Raw genomic sequence first — 16,841 nt, forward strand, 5'->3', positions numbered from 1 at the left:
CTTCAGTGGATGAGCCGACCCCGCTCGTCCGGCGCCCCGGACTTCCGGAAGAAGTAGCTGTTGATCTGGTCGCGCCACTCCCGGGCGCCGCGGAGCTGCTCCTCGTACCGCTCCGCGACCCGCGCGTGGCGCGCCGGCTCGATCAGCCCCGCCAGCGAGGCCCACACCGCCCGCGCCTCCTCCACCTCCGCCACGCCCTCGAAGTGGGTGTCGTAGATGTGCTGGATCACGGTCTTCCCGCTCTTCAGGACATGCCCGTACGGCACATGGTGGAAGAACAGCAGCAGCTCGTCGGGGCACGACGAGACCGACTCGTACACCTCGGCCCACGGCTTGGCGTACTGCCCCGCGAAACCGGTTCCGGTAACGCAGCTGCGATCCACCCCGATCCCGTCCCGGTCGGCGAAGTGGTAGGTGCCCCACGGGCTGTACTCGTAGCCGTCGACGCTCGGACCGTAGTGATGGCCGGGCTGCACCATGAAGCCGACCCCCAGCGGGGCGGTGTACTTCTCGTACGTCCGCCAGGAGCCGCGCAGGACCGCCCGCAACCCGGCAGTCAGTTCCTCTCCGACCGGCGCGAAGGTCAACGCGATCCATTCGTCGAGGAGTCGGTGGGGATCCGCGTCCGGCTGCCAGGCCAGCCGCCCGAAGGTGTAGAGGTTGGCCTGGGCGAGCGGATGCCCGGTCCAGAAGCGGTCGTCGCCGACGTTGGAGACGGCCACCAGCTCCTCGAAGGGCAGCCCCTCCTCGGAACCGAACCGCAGCGCTTCGCTCCACATCGGGCCGAGCCAGCACACGTGCCGCTGCTGGCCGGTGTACTCCTGCGTGGCCTGGAGCTCCACCGCGAGAGTGGTATGTGACATAGCACTGATCAACGGCGACACCGGCTCCCGCACCTGGAAGTCCATCGGCCCGTGCTTCACCTGAAGCACGGCGTTCGGTGCGAACTCCCCGTCCAACGGCACGAAATGGTCGTACGCCGCCCGGGCCCGGTCCGTCGTCCGGTCCCGCCAGTCCTGGTGGTGGTCGTAGACGAAGGCCCGCCAGTGGACGGTGCCGCCGTACGGCTCCAGCGCGGCCGCCAGCAGGTTCGCCCCGTCCGCATGCGTGCGGCCGTACGCGAACGGCCCCGGCTGTCCCTCCGAGTCGGCCTTCACCACGTACCCGCCGAAGTCCGGTATCGCCTCGTAGACCCCCGCGGTCGCCCCGGCCCACCACTCCCGGACCCCCTCGTCGAGCGGGTCGGCCGTCCCCAGCCCGCCGAGCACCACCGGCGCGGCGAAGGAGACCGAGAGGTGGGTCCGGATGCCGTACGGCCTCAACGCACCCGCGATGTCGGCCACTTCGCCGATCCGGTCGGTCAGCAGACACGCCTCGGTCCTGTGCACATTGACGTTGTTCACGGCCACGGCGTTGATCCCACAGGCCGCCAGCAGCCTCCCGTACGCCCGGACGCGCTCCAGGTCCCCGCGGGCCCGTCCGTCCGCCCAGAACAGCGACCCGCCCGCGTACCCGCGCTCCACCTGGCCCATGACCGGATGCACCGCCACGTTGTCCCAGTGGTCGACCATACTCACGGCCAACTCCGGCCGCATCAGCTCCTGTTGGTGCTCGCCGAGGAACGCGGCCTCTCCGAGTCGTACGACGTGGAAGAAGCCGTACAGCAGTCCTCGGCCGCCGGACGCGGTGACGGTCGTACAGCCGTCACCGCGTCCGAACGCAAAGGCCTCGCTCGCATCGTCGTCCCCGGTCAGTTCCAGCACGAGTTCGGGATCGCGCAGGACCACACCACCCCCGAACCGTGCGCAGGCCTCGGCCACTTCCCCGTGCACCGTCTCCACCGACGGACCCGACCCTCGGATCAGAACCCGTCGGCTGCCGATCGCCCGGAAGGCGGCCGGCGGCAGCCAGGCCGGGTCGACACCCTCGGCGAGAACGGGCACGGGAAGTGGCATTCAGGCCCTCCGACCAGTTTGCTCAGGCGAGCAGTTCGACCTCCGACAGGACCGCCTCGCCGTCCAGCACCAGGCGGTACTTCCCGTACGTACCCGGAGACCCCACGGTGAACGCCCGTGTCTGCCGGTCCCACGGGAACGACTCCCCGGACCGCTGGTCCAGCGTCTTCCACGTGGTCCCGCCGTCGTCCGAGCCCTGGAGGGTCCAGCCGGTCGGTGCCCTGGTGTGGTCGGTGGACGAAGTGAGCGTGTACTGGAGGCCCTTGACCGGCCCGGAGACCGGCAGGTCCACGCTCGTCACGGTCGCGTCCGTCGCCGACGTGTTGTCGAACAGCGGCCCGTCACCCTTCAGCACGTCCGCACGTGGCGTCGGCACCTTGTCGTCCTGGGTGATGGAGACCGGGGCGTCGTTCCTGCCCGTGCCCCACGAGGAGGGCTTCGGACCCATGTCGAACTCCAGGACGCCGCCCTTGGAGAGCAGCGAGTGGGGGAGCGAAGTCGACGTCCACGTACGGCCGTTGACCTTCAGCCCCTGCACGTACACGTTGGTCGCGCTGTTCTTCGGTGCCTTGACGACCAGGTCCTGGCCGTTCTCCAGATGCACCGTCGCCTTCTTGAACAGCGGGGAGCCGACGGTGTACTCGCCGCTGCCCATCACCAGCGGGTAGAAGCCGAGCGCCGAGAACAGGTACCAGCCCGACTGCTCGCCGTTGTCCTCGTCGCCGTGGTAGCCCTGCCCGATCTCGCTGCCGATGTAGAGCCGGGAGAGGATCTCACGGACCGCGGCCTGTGTCTTCCAGGGCTGTCCGGCCGCGTCGTACAGGTACGGGATGTGGTGCGCGGGCTGGTTGGACTGCCCGAGCATGCCCATCCGGGTGTCGCGGGCCTCGGTCATCTCGTGGATGACGCCTGGGTACGAGCCGATGAACTGCGGGTCGGCCGTCTCCGGGGTCGTGAAGAACCGGTCGAGCTTCTTGGCCAGGGCGGCCTGCCCGCCGTACTCGTTGGCCAGGCCCCGGGTGTCCTGCGGGACCGTGAAGGCGTAGCCCCAGCCGTTGCTCTCCGTGTAGTCGTACCCCCAGACCCGCGGGTCGTACGTCGAGGAGTCCAGCCGCCAGTCGCCCTTGTCGTCCTTGCCCTGGAAGAAGTCGGCCTGTTTGTCGAAGAGCTGGACGTAGTCCTGGGCGCGGTTGAGGAAGTACTCGGACTCCTCCTTGTAGCGCTCCTCACCCGTCTTCCTGTACAGCGCCTGGCCCATCCGCGCGATGCCGTAGTCGTTGATGTAGCCGTCCATCGCCCAGGAGAAGCCCTGGTTCGTGGAGGTGGTGGTGTAGCCGAGGAACGGCGAGGTGGCCATGCCCTTGCGGCCCACGCCCGACATCGGCGGCACGACGGTCGCGTTCTTCACGGCCGCGTCGTACGCCGCCTTCGCGTCGAACCTGACGCCCTTGACGTACGCGTCCGCGAAGGCCACGTCCGACGACGTGCCGGTCATCAGGTCCGCGTAACCGGGCGACGACCAGCGTGAGGTCCAGCCGCCGTCCTTGTACTGCTGCACGAACCCGTCGACCATCTCGCCCGCCTGACCGGGTGTCAGGAGCGAGTACGCCGGCCACGTGGTCCGATAGGTGTCCCAGAAGCCGTTGTTGACGTACACCTTGCCGTCCACGATCTTCGCACCGGTGTGGGTCGGGGTGTCCGGCCCGGGCATCGGTGAGAAGGGAGAGGCGTACTGGTACGTCGAACCCACCTTCTCGAAGCCGGAGTTGGGGTACAGGTACAGCCGGTACATGCTGGAGTACAGGGTGGTCAGCTGGTCCGGCGTCGCGCCCTCCACCTCGACCTTGCCGAGCAGCTTGTCCCAGGTGCGCCGGGCGTCGCGCTTCACCGTGTCGAAGGACGTGCCGTCCGGGATCTCCTGGCGCAGGTTGTCCTTGGCCTGGTCGATGCCGATGAGCGAGGTGGCGAGGCGGAGGGTGACCGTGTGGTCGTCGCCCGCGTCGAACCGCAGATAGCCCTTGACCCCGCTCGACGAGCCGTCCGTCACGGGCTTGTCGAAGACGCCGTAGACGAAGAGCCGCGTCGCGCCCGCCGACAGCCCGGACTTGACGTCCGAGTAGCCGGTGACGATCCCGTTGTCCTTGTCGAGCGTGAGCCCCGCCTGCTCCGTCACGTTGTCGAAGAGGACGCTCGCGTCGTCGCCGGGGTAGGTGAAACGCAGCTCCGCCGCGTGGTCGGTCGGGGCCATCTCGGCCTTGAGACCGTTCTCGAAACGGACGCCGTAGTAGTACGGCCGCGCGGTCTCGTTCTCGTGCCGGAACGCCAGCTCCCGCGCCTCCCGCCCGGTGTCCGGCGTTCCGGACGCGGCCGACGGCATCACCTGGAACGTCTGCCGGTCGCCCATCCACGGACTCGGCTCATGGCTCGCGCTGAACGCCTGGATCGTCGGCAGGTTGTCGTCGTTGTTGGCGCGCGCGTAGTCGTACAGCCAGCTCAGCGAGGACGCATTCGTCACCGGTGTCCAGAAGTTGAAGCCGTGCGGCACGGCCGTCGCGGGGAAGTTGTTGCCGCGCGAGAAGCCGCCGCTGGAGTTGGTGCCGCGGGTGGTCAGCGCGTAGTCGGAGAGGTGCGCCTTGGGCTTCTCCGGCGCGGCCCGCTTCAGCGCGATGTCGTCCAGCCAGCCGCGGAACCTCGCCGGGCCCTTCGGGGAGTCGTACCCCACCAGGATCCGGTCGACGGTCCTGCCCGCCGCGACGGACCCGATCCGCGAGACCACGTTGTTCCACTGGTTGACGTAGAGGCCCTTGGCGGCGCCCTGTCCCGCCGGGGAGAGCGCGAAGCCGTGCTGGTCGGTCGCGCCGAGGTCGCTCAGATAGGTGCCGTCCGTGAAGGCCAGGTCCACCGAGACGTTCGTCGCGTCGTAGTCCCGGTCGCCGTCCGCCATCTGCGGATAGATCCGGTACGACAGCTGAGTGTCACGGCCGACGGCCACATTCACGTCGAAGACCTTGTTGTACGAGTACGCCCGCCCGTCGGCCGTGTGCCGACCGGCGTAACGCAGCGCCCTCTTTCCGGTGAACCCGGCCGCCGCCTTGGCCGTCGGCGAACCGCTCGGCCCGTGGTCGACCAGCGAGAGCATGTCCTCGGGGGCCGGACCACCACTGCCGCCCGTGGAGAGCTGCAGGTCGGCGAGCTGGAGGATGTCGGCGCCGTGGTTCTGGGAGATGTCGAGCCGGAAGTGCTCGTACTCGGCCGGCTCGGCGAGGTCGTACGACTTCGTCTGGAACCGCTCCGAGAACGACTCGCCGGAGCGGGTGTCGAGGGTCTTCCAGCCCTTGCCGTCGGTGGAGCCCTGGAGGGTCCAGTCCCGCGGGTCGCGCTCGGCCTCGTCGTTGGCCGAGGTGAGCGCGTACGTCACGATCTTCGCGGGCTTGTCGAGGTCGTACTCGACCCAACCGGTCGGGTTGAACGTCAGCCACTTGGTGGCCGCCTCGCCGTCGGCGAGGTTCTCCTTCACCTCGCCGCCGTCGGTGTTCTCGGCGCTGGCGCGGATGTCCGTGACATGGTCGTTGACGTTGCCGGGGATGCCGCTGCTGTAGCCGCCGTCGACGCCCGAGGCCCGTTTGCTGCCGTCAGGTGCGGTGTCGACCGTGTCGGTCCAGTCCGGTGCCGGATCACCCGCCTCGAACGAGGATACGAACGACCCGTCGGCCTCGGCAGGCCTGTCGGGGAGGGCGACCGCCGCTCCCTGCGAGGTCGCTGCCAAAGCAAAGGCGGCCGTGGCCACGACCGCCGTACCCCATCTGTGCCGAGTTCTGGAACGCATAGACCAGCACCCTCCCTGCGCTCAATGGGACAACGTTGTCAACGCGATGCGCAGAGACCAGTAGTGGGCCAAGTGGCCAGTGATGTCAAGGGCGTTGGTGCGGCATTCGGGGCCTATGTCTTGGATTTTTCCGGCAAGCGGTGCACAGGGCGCTCATATTTCCGCGAGGTCTCAACTCGGAAAAGACCAATGGCCAACCTTGCATTCGATCTTGCTCCGTTGGCGGGAAGTGGACTATACCTGTCGGCGATTCACAACATCCGCACGTCATGATTCGTACGGCAAGATCCGCACTTCCTGCACGACCCTGCTTGACCTGACCGCGGTGCCCGGGAGGATCCGGTTCACCGCCTGAGTCCTGGAGAAGGCGAGGACTTGAGCATGGGATCCACTTCCGCCGAGCACGAGAACGACAACACCGCGGGTGTCGGCCGCCGCGATCTGATCAAGCGGTCGGCCGCGCTCGGACTGATCTCCGTACCCACGATGAGCTTCCTGTCCGCGTGTGCCAGCAGCGGTGGCGGCGACAACGGGAGCAAGGCCAAGGCGGGCAAGAAGACCGCCAAGAACCCGCTGGGCGTCAACGACACCGCGCAGATGGAGTTCGTCCTCTTCGACGGCGGCTTCGGCAAGGAGTACGCCCAGGACGCCGTGAAGATCTACGAGAAGAACTTCCCGAAGGCGAAGGTCAAGTTCTCCGCCACCCAGAAGATCCAGTCCACGCTCCAGCCCCGCTTCAACCAGGGCACCCCGCCGGACCTGATCGACAACTCCGGCGCCGAGCAGATGGACATGGGCGTCCTGGTCGGCAAGAACCAGCTCGCCGACCTCACCCCGCTCCTCGACGCCGCGTCCTACGACGACCCGAGCAAGAAGGTCCGCGACACGCTCCGCCCGGGCATCGTCGAGATGGGTCAGTTCGACGGCAACCCGGTCTGGATCATGTACTACGCGTACACGGTCTACGGCGTCTGGTACTCCCAGAAGGCCCTGGACTCGCTGGACGCGGAGTACCCGAAGACCTGGGACGAGATGCTCGCCGTGTGCGAGAAGGCCAAGAAGAAGGGCATGGCGGGCTGGACGTACGCGGGCAAGTACCCGTACTACATCCCCTTCTCGCTCTACCCGATGATCGGCAAGGTCGGCGGTCGCGAGGTCCTCGACGCGATCGACAACCTGGAGCCGAACGCCTGGAAGAACCCGGCCGTCAAGGCCTGTTTCGAGGCCTACTACGAGCTCTACAAGAAGGGCTACATCCTCAAGGGCACCCCCGGCCTCGACCACATCCAGTCCCAGACCGCGTGGGCCAAGGGCAAGGCGCTGTTCATCCCGAACGGCTCCTGGGTGGAGAACGAGTCGGCGAACGTCATCCCGTCCGACTTCAACCTCGCCGTCTCCGCACCCACCGGCATCGACAGCTCCGACAAGATGCCCTTCGGCACCATCTGGGCCTCCGGCGGTGAGCCGTTCATCGTGCCGGCCAAGGCGAAGAACCCCGAGGGCGGCATGGAGCAGCTGCGCATCATGCTCAGCGAGGCGTCCTCGAAGAACTTCACGGCCAAGGTGAAGTCGCTGACCGCGTTCAACGGCGGCACCAGTGGCATCACCCTCACACCGGGCCTCACGTCCGGTGTGGCGGCGCTGAAACTGGCCGGCGACAACGTCCTGAACCCGCGCCTCCAGGACTGGTACGTACAGCTGCAGAAGGAGCAGATTGGTGTGGCGGGCCTCGGCGAGATGATGGCCGGCCGGCTCACCCCGGCGGAGGCCATGAAGAAGATCCAGGGCTTCGCCGACGCGGCCGCCAAGGACACGTCGATCAAGCACTACAAGCACCAGTAAACGGACCGGAGAAGGCATGCAGCACGGCAAGTACCGGTTCATCGTGGGGTTTCTGGCCCTGCCTCTGGGACTGTACGCGCTCTTCGTGGTCTGGCCGTTCATCCAGTCCATCTACTACTCGTTCACGGACTGGACCGGCCTGAGTCCCGAATTCAAGATGGTGGGCTTCGACAACTACAAGAGGATGTTCCACGACGAGATCTTCTGGAAGTCGCTGGAGCACAGCCTTCTTTTCGCGCTCGTGCTGCCGCTGGTGACGATCAGTCTGGCGCTTTTCTTCTCCTTCATGATCAATGTGGGAGGACGCAGAAGGAGGGGCGGCCCGGTCGTCTCCGGAGTCCGGGGCTCCTCCTTCTACAAGATCGTCTATTTCTTCCCACAGGTCCTCTCGATCGCGATCGTCGCCCTGCTGTTCGCGTTCGCGTACAACCCGGACAGCGGCGCGATCAACTCCCTGCTGCGCGGCATCGGACTGGGCAGCATCCAGCCGCTGTGGCTCGGTGATCCGAGTCTCGCCCTGTGGTGCGTGATGGCGGTGCTCGTCTGGTCCACGGTCGGCTTCTTCGTGGTCCTGTTCTCCGCCGGCATGGCCTCCATCCCGGCGGACCTGTACGAGGCCGCGCTGCTCGACGGGGCGAACCGCGCGACCACGTTCTTCCGGATCACCCTGCCGCTGCTGTGGGACACCGTGCAGTCCGGCTGGGTGTACATGGGCATCCTCGCCCTGGGCGCCGAGTCGTTCGCGGTCGTGCAGATCATGACGACCGGACCGGGCGGCCCCGACTACTCGACCACCGTCATGGTCCTGTACGTGTACCAGAAGGCGTTCCGGGACGGACAGGCCGCCTACGCGACCACCATCGGCGTCGCCCTCCTCGTCGTCACGCTGCTCTTCGCGGCGATCGTGATGCGGCTGGGCCGGCGCGAGCGGCTGGAGTACTGAACAGATGAAGACGACCGAGACCTCCGCCCCCGTACCGGCCGAGTCCGGCGCCCCCGTGACCAAGGTCGACCCCGTGGCCGCCACGCCCAGGAAGGAGAAGAAGGAGGGCCGCGTCCTCAACGTCTTCTCCCACGGGATGCTCATCCTCTGGGCGTTCATGGTCGTCATGCCGCTGCTGTGGGCGGTGATGACGTCCTTCAAGGACGACAGCGCCATCTTCAGCTCACCCTGGGCGCTGCCGGACAAGCTGCACTTCGACAACTGGGCGCGGGCCTGGACCGACGCCAACATGAGCGACTACTTCCTCAACACCATTCTGGTGGTGGGCGGTTCGCTCATCGGCACCCTGGTGCTCGGCTCGATGGCGGCCTATGTCCTGGCCCGCTTCGACTTCCCGGGCAACCGTTTCATCTACTTCCTGTTCATCGGCGGCATGAGCTTCCCGATCATGCTGGCGCTGGTCCCGTTGTTCTACGTCGTGAACAACATGGGCCTGCTGAACACCATCCACGGGCTGATCCTGGTCTACATCGCCTACTCGCTGCCGTTCACGGTGTTCTTCCTCACCGCGTTCTTCCGCACGCTGCCGACATCGGTGGCGGAGGCGGCCTTCGTCGACGGGGCCTCGCACACCCGGACCTTCTTCCAGATCATGCTGCCGATGGCCAAGCCCGGCCTGATCAGCGTGGGGATCTTCAACTTCCTGGGGCAGTGGAACCAGTACATGCTGCCCACCGTGCTCAACACCGACCCGGACAAGCGGGTCCTCACCCAGGGCCTGGTGCAGCTCGCGGCCAGCCAGGGCTACAAGGGCGACTGGTCCGGCCTCTTCGCCGGCCTGGTGATGGCGATGCTGCCCGTGCTGGCGGCGTACATCGTCTTCCAGAGGCAGGTGGTCCAGGGGCTCACCGCGGGGGCGCTCAAGTAACGACCGTACGACCGGCTCGCGCGCCGTTCCCGGAGACCCGGGGACGGCGCGCGAGCCTGCGCGCGGGGTGTACAGAGACCTGGATCTGGTTCAACCTCTTGACGGGAGGCAACCCGAACGGCTCAGCTTAGAGTTCACTAGTTGGACATAGACGGGGCCTCATCGAAGCGGTCCCGCGCGCAGGAGGTCGTCGTGGAGACTCCGGGGTCGCAGTCGTCACTGCACAGAGCCAACCTGGAGCGGGTCGTACGGGCCGTCCGGCTGGCCGGGTCACTCACGCAGGCGGAGATCGCGAGGACCACGGGGCTGTCCGCCGCCACGGTCTCCAACATCGTCCGCGAGCTCAAGGACGGCGGAACCGTCGAGGTCACGCCCACGTCGGCGGGCGGCCGCAGGGCCCGCAGCGTCTCCCTGAGCGGGGACGCCGGCATCGTCATCGGCGTCGACTTCGGGCACACGCATCTGCGGGTCGCGGTCGGGAACCTGGCCCACCAGGTGCTGGCCGAGGAGTCCGAGCCGCTGGACGTGGACGCCTCCGCGGCACAGGGCTTCGACCGGGCGGAAGAGCTGGTCAATCGCCTGATCAGCGCAACGGGCGTCGACAGATCGAAGATCGCCGGCATCGGCCTCGGTGTGCCCGGCCCGATCGACCTCGAGTCCGGCACCCTCGGCTCGTCCGCGATCCTGCCCGGCTGGATCGGCACCAAGCCCGCCGAGGAGCTGCGGGGGCGGCTCGGCGTGCCGGTGCACGTGGACAACGACGCCAACCTCGGCGCCCTCGGTGAGCTGGTGTGGGGCAGCGGCAGAGGCGTCCGTGATCTTGCTTACATCAAGGTCGCCAGCGGTGTCGGCGCCGGTCTGGTGATCAACGGGAAGATCTATCGCGGCCCGGGTGGTACAGCGGGAGAAATCGGACATATTACTCTTGATGAATCCGGTCCTGTCTGCCGCTGCGGAAACCGGGGCTGCCTGGAGACCTTCGCGGCCGCGCGCTATGTGCTCCCGCTCCTCCAGTCCAGTCACGGCACCGACCTGACGATGGAAGGCGTCGTGCGGCTGGCCAGGGACGGAGACCCGGGCTGTCGTCGGGTGATCGCCGACGTCGGCCGACACATCGGTTCAGGAGTCGCCAATCTGTGCAACCTGCTGAACCCGAGCCGCGTGGTCCTCGGCGGTGATCTCGCCGAGGCCGGTGAGCTGGTGCTCGGGCCTATCAGAGAGTCCGTCGGCCGCTACGCGATCCCCAGCGCGGCGCGTCAATTGACCGTTCTCCCGGGGGCACTTGGGGGCCGTGCGGAGGTGCTCGGAGCGCTCGCTCTCGCGCTGAGCGAGATGGGTGATTCGACCCTTTTGGACGGCTCCTTGTCGACTGCGACACCTGCCTTCACTTAGAGAACGCATGACGCCGTTGCCATCTCGTTAAGTATTTACTTCTTGACGTCGCACGTGTGGCCGAGTTGACTTCCAGCCACCTCGGCCGCAGCGTTGCGGCCCAGTCAGGGAGGCACCCCCAAATGAACGCAACGATGCGTAGAGTCGTCGTCGGTACCGTGGCGGCTTCGATGGCCGTCACGCTGGCCGCCTGTGGCAAGGCCGGCGACAAGAAGAGCTCGGACAACAGCTCTTCCAGCAGCAGTGGCTCGAAGACCGGCTCCATCGGTCTGCTGCTCCCCGACAGTGTGACCACGCGCTACGAGAAGTTCGACAAGCCGTACTTCGAGGCGAAGGTCAAGCAGCTGTGCTCCGGCTGTGACGTGCAGTACGCCAACGCCAACGCGAACGCGACCACGCAGGCCCAGCAGGTCAGCACGATGATCACCAAGGGTGTCAAGGTGATCGTCATCAGCGCCCAGGACTCGGCCGCGATCAAGTCCTCCATCCAGCAGGCCGTCAACAAGGGCATCAAGGTCGTCGCCTACGACCGCCTCGCCCAGGGCCCGGTCTCCGCGTACGTCTCCTTCGACAACGTCAAGGTCGGCGAGCTGCAGGGCCAGGCGCTGCTGAACGCGCTCGGCTCCAAGGCCACCAAGTCGTCGAAGGTCGTCATGATCAACGGTGACGACGCCGACCCGAACGCCGCGCAGTTCAAGAAGGGCGCCCACAGCGTCCTCGACGGCAAGGTCAACATCGCCTACGAGCAGTCCGGCCTCTGGAAGGACACCATCGCCGCCCAGAAGATGTCCGCGGCCATCACCCAGATCGGTGCCAAGAAGATCGCGGGCGTCTACTCCGCCAACGACGGCATGGCCGGTGGTATCGCCACCACGCTGAAGGGCGCCGGCATCGCGGGCATCCCGCTGACGGGGCAGGACGCCGAGCTCGCGGGCATCCAGCGGATCGTCGCGGGCACCCAGTCCGCCACCGTCTACAAGGCCTTCAAGCCGGAGGCCGAGGCGGCCGCCACGCTCGCCGTCGACCTGCTCCAGGGCAAGAGCATCTCGTCCCTGGCGACCACCACCCAGACCAGCGGCTCCGGCGACAAGGTGCCCTCGCAGCTGCTGACCCCGGTGTCGGTCACCAAGGCCAACATCAAGGACACCGTGGTGAAGGACGGGCTCTACACCGTCGCCCAGATCTGCACCACCCAGTACGCGTCGGCCTGCAAGGCGGCCGGCCTCCAGTAGCACTCCCGAGTGGGCGCGCTCACCCGAGCGGGCCCACTCCCGAGCCGCCGCTGCTGAAGCAAGGGCCGCCCCACGGCGGCCCCCGCGAACCTGTCCGACGCCCGCCCCGGCCTTCATACCCCGCTGCCGGGGCGGGCGTCGGACGGAACCGTTGCCAAAGGCAGCGGATTCGCGCATGTTCATCTTGTAAACCTCGTGCGTTCTCGCACGTCGCTCCGCGCAGTACCCCGAGCGCGGCATCCCCGCCGGTCAGGCGGCGAAGGAGATGGTTCACGTGTCCGCTACGCCCGTGCTGGCGTTGCGCGGAGTCTCCAAACGATTCGGTGCGGTCCAGGCCCTCACCGATGTCGAACTGGAGGTCCACGCCGGAGAAGTCGTCGCCCTGGTCGGCGACAACGGCGCAGGGAAGTCGACCCTGGTCAAGACGATCGCCGGTGTCCACCCCATCGATGAGGGCGTCATCGAATGGAGCGGCAACCCGGTCAGCATCAACAAGCCGCACGACGCCCAGGGACTCGGCGTCGCGACGGTCTACCAGGACCTCGCCCTGTGCGACAACCTCGACGTGGTCGGCAACCTCTTCCTCGGCCGCGAGCTGCTGCGCCGAGGCGTCATCGACGAGGTGTCGATGGAGAAGCAGGCCCGCGACCTGCTGAGCACGCTCTCCATCCGCATCCCGAGCGTGCGCATCCCGATCGCGAGCCTCTCCGGTGGCCAGCGCCAGGTCGTCGCCATCGCCCGTGCCCTGATCGGCGACCCCAAGCTGGTCATCCTGGACGAGCCCACCGCCGCCCTCGGCGTCGAGCAGACCGCGCAGGTCCTCGACCTGGTCGAGCGGCTGCGCGAGCGGAACCTCGCCGTCATCCTCATCAGCCACAACATGGCCGATGTGAAGGCGGTGGCGGACACCGTCGCCGTGCTGCGCCTGGGCAAGAACAACGGTTCCTTCCCGGTGAAGAGCACCAGCCACGAAGAGATCATCGCCGCGATCACCGGTGCCACGGACAACGCCGTGACCCGTCGTGCGGGGCGTCGCAGCACGGAGGCGGCAAAATGAGCGACACGTCCAACACCGTGAGCAAAGAAGAGCCGGGGCTGGAACACCAGAACACCGTGGCTCCCTCCGACGACCCCACGGCCGCGCCTGTCACCGTCGTCGACCCGCGCCTGCTGGTCCGTGAAGAGGGCCTGAAGGGCTACCTCACCGAATTCAAGCGGAAGGTGAAGGGCGGCGAGCTGGGCTCGCTGCCGGTCGTCATCGGCCTGATCGTCATCTGGACGATCTTCCAGCTGAAGAACGACCGCTTCCTCAGCGCCGACAACCTGTCCAACATCAGCTACTTCATGTCGGCCACCGGCATGCTCGCCATCGGCCTCGTGTTCGTGCTGCTGCTCGGTGAGATCGACCTGTCCGTCGGCTCGGTCAGCGGCCTGGCCTCGACGCTGTTCGCCGTGTTCGTGGTCACCCACGGGATGAACGCCTGGCTGAGCCTGGTCCTGGCCATCCTGATCGGCATCGGCATCGGTGCACTGCAGGGCTGGTTCTTCGCGAAGATCGGCGTACCGGCGTTCGTCGTCACCCTGGCCGGCTTCCTCGGCTGGAACGGTCTGATGCTGTGGCTGCTGGGCTCCAGCGGCACCATCAACATCCCGTCCGACTCCGGCCCGGTGCACCTGCTCGGCCAGAACTCCTTCTTCATGGACCAGGCCATCATCGGCGCCTACCTGCTGGCCGGCCTCGGTGTGCTGTCCCTGCTCCTGGGCTCGTTCATGGAGCAGCGCCGCCGCAAGGCGGCCGGAGTGCCGTTCCGGCCCACCAGCGAGATCCTGCTGCGGGTCGTCGCGCTCGGCGTGGCGTCCTTCGCCGCCGCGGCCGTGCTCAACAACGCCTCCGGTGTCTCCAACGCCCTGGTGATCTTCCTCGCGGCGCTGGTGATCGTCGACTTCGTACTGCGTCGCACCACCTACGGCCGCAAGGTCTTCGCGGTCGGCGGCGGCATCGAGGCGGCCCGCCGTGCCGGTATCAACGTGCCGATGGTCCGTATCACCGTGTTCGCCATCTCCGGTGGCTTCGCGGCGGTCGGCGGTATGTTCTTCGCCGGTCAGACGGCGAGCGCCACGCTGAACGCCGGTGGCGGCAACACGCTGATGCTCGCCATCGCGGCCGCGGTCATCGGTGGTACGTCGCTGTTCGGTGGGCGGGGATCCGTGTGGTCCGCGCTGCTGGGCATGCTGGTCATCCAGTCGATCCAGACCGGACTCGACCTGCTCAACATGAACACGTCGATCCAGTACATGATCACCGGTGCGGTTCTGCTGGGTGCGGTGGTCATCGACTCCGTCTCGCGCAAGAGCCAGAAGGCCGCGGGGCGCGCGTAACGCGAGAGCGCCGTGGGGGTGCGGTGAGCTCGCGGCCGACGGTCCGTTGTGGCTGGTCGCGCCCACGCGGCGGAGCCGCATATCGACACAGCCCCGCACCCCTTGGGGGCGTGCAGTTGCCCGGCACCGCAACGGTGCCGGGCACTTTCGTGTCGTAGGCACAGCCGATCTTGGGTAGAGCCGATCGCGTGATGTACGACGCAGTGCCCGGGCGCCGTCCGCAGAGGCGGAACATTAGACTCGACAAGCCCGGCAACAGCTCGATCAGCTTTTACTGCAAGGAGGCACGGGTGCCGCTGCTGACCCGTATCAGGGGACCGCGCGATCTGGACCGGCTCAGCCTGGAGCAGCTGGACCAGCTGGCAGAGGAGATCCGGACCTTCCTCGTCGACGCCGTCTCCAAGACCGGCGGCCACCTGGGCCCGAACCTCGGTGTAGTCGAGCTGACCATCGCGCTGCACCGGGTGTTCGACTCGCCGAAGGACAAGGTCCTCTGGGACACCGGTCACCAGTCCTATGTGCACAAGCTGCTCACCGGCCGTCAGGACTTCAGCAGGCTGAAGATGAAGGGCGGTCTGTCCGGCTACCCCTCGCAGGCCGAGTCCGAGCACGACGTCATCGAGAACAGCCACGCGTCCACGGTCCTGGGCTGGGCCGACGGGCTCGCGAAGGCCAACCAGATCCTCGAACGCGACGACCATGTGGTCGCCGTGATCGGTGACGGTGCGCTGACCGGCGGTATGGCGTGGGAGGCGCTGAACAACATCGCCGACGCCAAGGACCGGGCGCTGGTCATCGTCGTCAACGACAACGAGCGGTCGTACGCCCCGACCATCGGCGGCCTCGCCAACCACCTCGCCACGCTCCGTACGACGGACGGGTACGAGCGTTTCCTGGCCCGTGGCAAGGACCTGCTGGAGCGCACGCCCGTCGTCGGCAAGCCGCTCTACGAGACCCTCCACGGGGCCAAGAAGGGCCTCAAGGACTTCATCGCGCCGCAGGGCATGTTCGAGGACCTGGGGTTGAAGTACGTCGGTCCCATCGACGGCCACGACATCGAGGCGCTGGAGTCGGCGCTCGCCCGCGCCAAGCGCTTCGGCGGCCCGGTCATCGTCCACTGCCTCACCGAGAAGGGCCGCGGCTACCAGCCCGCCCTCCAGGACGAGGCAGACCGCTTCCACGGCATCGGTCCCATCCACCCCGACACCGGCCTGCCGGTCAAGGCCTCCGGCGCCGACTGGACCTCCGTCTTCGGCGACGAGATGGTCGAACTCGGCAAGGAGCGGCGGGACATCGTCGCGATCACGGCGGCGATGCTGCAGCCGGTCGGTCTGAAGAAGTTCGCGGACACCTTCCCGGACCGGATCTACGACGTCGGGATCGCGGAGCAGCACGGAGCCGTGAGCGCCGCGGGCCTGGCCACCGGCGGCCTGCACCCCGTCTTCGCCGTCTACGCCACCTTCCTCAACCGCGCCTTCGACCAGGTCCTGATGGACGTGGCGCTGCACAAGTGCGGCGTGACGTTCGTGCTCGACCGGGCCGGCGTCACCGGCACCGACGGCGCCTCCCACAACGGCATGTGGGACATGTCGATCCTCCAGGTCGTGCCGGGGCTGCGGCTCGCCGCGCCGCGCGACGCCGACCAGGTGCGGGCGCAGCTGCGTGAGGCCGTCCAGGTGAAGGACGCGCCGACCGTCGTCCGCTTCTCGAAGGGCGCCGTCGGTCCCGCCGTACCGGCCGTCGGTCGTGTGGGCGGGATGGACGTCCTGCGCGAGCCGGGGACCGACACCCCGGACGTGCTCCTCGTCTCCGTGGGCGCCCTCGCCCCCATGTGCCTGGAGATCGCCGCCCTCCTCGACAAGCAGGGCATCTCCACCACCGTCGTCGACCCGCGCTGGGTCAAGCCGGTGGACGAGGCCATGGCGCCCCTCGCCGAGCGGCACCGCGTGGTCGTCACCGTCGAGGACAACTCCCGTGTCGGCGGCGTCGGCTCGGCGGTCGCGCAGGCCCTGCGGGACGCGGGCGTCGACGTACCGCTGCGTGACTTCGGCATCCCGCCGCGCTTCCTCGACCACGCCTCCCGCGCCGAGGTCATGGCGGAGATCGGGCTCACCACCCCCGACATCGCCCGCCAGGTCACGGGGCTGGTCTCCAAGCTGGACGGCCTCCCCACCGACCGCACGGCGGCCGACGTCGACTCGGTGGAGCCCGCGCGCGACTAGCACAGTGCCCCGACGGGTCGGTTTCACCACTCCAACAGGTGGCGGAACCGACCCGTCTGCGTGAACCTGCCTGTGCCGGGGCATACGCATCCCCGGCCCTCTCGATCATGTCGAGGACGACA

General features: G+C 67.6%; 10 protein-coding genes. 8 read left to right on the forward strand and 2 right to left on the reverse strand.

Annotated features, from left to right (window positions below):
• Positions 1-2: 2 nt before the first annotated feature.
• A complete protein-coding gene (locus tag ACWC09_RS18815; protein WP_450851657.1) occupies positions 3-1,955 on the reverse strand; it encodes an alpha-glucuronidase in 1,953 nt (650 codons plus the stop codon).
• A 22-nt stretch (positions 1,956-1,977) separates the two neighbouring features.
• Positions 1,978-5,781: a GH92 family glycosyl hydrolase gene (locus ACWC09_RS18820; RefSeq protein ID WP_450851658.1), complete on the reverse strand. Its 3,804-nt coding sequence runs from the start codon at positions 5,779-5,781 to the stop codon at positions 1,978-1,980.
• Positions 5,782-6,162: 381 nt separating this feature from the next.
• Between ACWC09_RS18820 and ngcE the strand changes: the two genes are divergently transcribed.
• From ngcE to dxs, 8 genes are all read left to right on the forward strand, one after another.
• Positions 6,163-7,623 carry an N-acetylglucosamine/diacetylchitobiose ABC transporter substrate-binding protein gene (gene ngcE / locus ACWC09_RS18825; protein ID WP_450851659.1) on the forward strand — a complete coding sequence of 487 codons (1,461 nt, stop codon included), beginning with the start codon at positions 6,163-6,165 and terminating at the stop codon, positions 7,621-7,623.
• A gap of 16 nt (positions 7,624-7,639) precedes the next feature.
• On the forward strand, positions 7,640-8,566 hold the full coding sequence (locus ACWC09_RS18830; protein WP_450851660.1) for a carbohydrate ABC transporter permease: 927 nt from the start codon (positions 7,640-7,642) through the stop codon (positions 8,564-8,566).
• 4 nt (positions 8,567-8,570) lie between these two features.
• Positions 8,571-9,494: a carbohydrate ABC transporter permease gene (locus ACWC09_RS18835; protein ID WP_450851661.1), complete on the forward strand. Its 924-nt coding sequence runs from the start codon at positions 8,571-8,573 to the stop codon at positions 9,492-9,494.
• Positions 9,495-9,686: 192 nt separating this feature from the next.
• Positions 9,687-10,886 (forward strand): ROK family transcriptional regulator, encoded by a 1,200-nt coding sequence (locus ACWC09_RS18840; RefSeq protein ID WP_450851662.1) that lies wholly within the window; start codon positions 9,687-9,689, stop codon positions 10,884-10,886.
• A 122-nt stretch (positions 10,887-11,008) separates the two neighbouring features.
• On the forward strand, positions 11,009-12,118 hold the full coding sequence (locus ACWC09_RS18845; protein WP_450851663.1) for a sugar ABC transporter substrate-binding protein: 1,110 nt from the start codon (positions 11,009-11,011) through the stop codon (positions 12,116-12,118).
• Between the two features lie 265 nt (positions 12,119-12,383).
• Positions 12,384-13,175 (forward strand): ATP-binding cassette domain-containing protein, encoded by a 792-nt coding sequence (locus ACWC09_RS18850; protein WP_450851664.1) that lies wholly within the window; start codon positions 12,384-12,386, stop codon positions 13,173-13,175.
• Complete coding sequence (locus ACWC09_RS18855; protein WP_450851665.1) at positions 13,172-14,497, forward strand: sugar ABC transporter permease; 1,326 nt, start codon at positions 13,172-13,174, stop codon at positions 14,495-14,497. The genes ACWC09_RS18850 and ACWC09_RS18855 overlap by 4 nt, the downstream gene beginning before the upstream one ends.
• A gap of 290 nt (positions 14,498-14,787) precedes the next feature.
• Positions 14,788-16,719, forward strand: a complete 1,932-nt coding sequence (dxs, locus tag ACWC09_RS18860; protein WP_450851666.1) for a 1-deoxy-D-xylulose-5-phosphate synthase — start codon at positions 14,788-14,790, stop codon at positions 16,717-16,719.
• The last annotated feature ends 122 nt before the right edge of the window (positions 16,720-16,841 follow it).

The organism is Streptomyces sp. NPDC001617, assembly GCF_053596855.1.

Bases quoted from the DNA above. Each gene is read 5' to 3' on its own strand.
- ACWC09_RS18850 (WP_450851664.1), top strand. From the start codon at position 12,384: ATGGTTCACGTGTCCGCTACGCCCGTGCTGGCGTTGCGCGGAGTCTCC.
- ACWC09_RS18815 (WP_450851657.1), bottom strand. From the start codon at position 1,955: ATGCCACTTCCCGTGCCCGTTCTCGCCGAGGGTGTCGACCCGGCCTGG.
- ACWC09_RS18830 (WP_450851660.1), top strand. From the start codon at position 7,640: ATGCAGCACGGCAAGTACCGGTTCATCGTGGGGTTTCTGGCCCTGCCT.
- ngcE (WP_450851659.1), top strand. From the start codon at position 6,163: ATGGGATCCACTTCCGCCGAGCACGAGAACGACAACACCGCGGGTGTC.
- ACWC09_RS18820 (WP_450851658.1), bottom strand. From the start codon at position 5,781: ATGCGTTCCAGAACTCGGCACAGATGGGGTACGGCGGTCGTGGCCACG.
- ACWC09_RS18855 (WP_450851665.1), top strand. From the start codon at position 13,172: ATGAGCGACACGTCCAACACCGTGAGCAAAGAAGAGCCGGGGCTGGAA.
- ACWC09_RS18835 (WP_450851661.1), top strand. From the start codon at position 8,571: ATGAAGACGACCGAGACCTCCGCCCCCGTACCGGCCGAGTCCGGCGCC.
- ACWC09_RS18845 (WP_450851663.1), top strand. From the start codon at position 11,009: ATGAACGCAACGATGCGTAGAGTCGTCGTCGGTACCGTGGCGGCTTCG.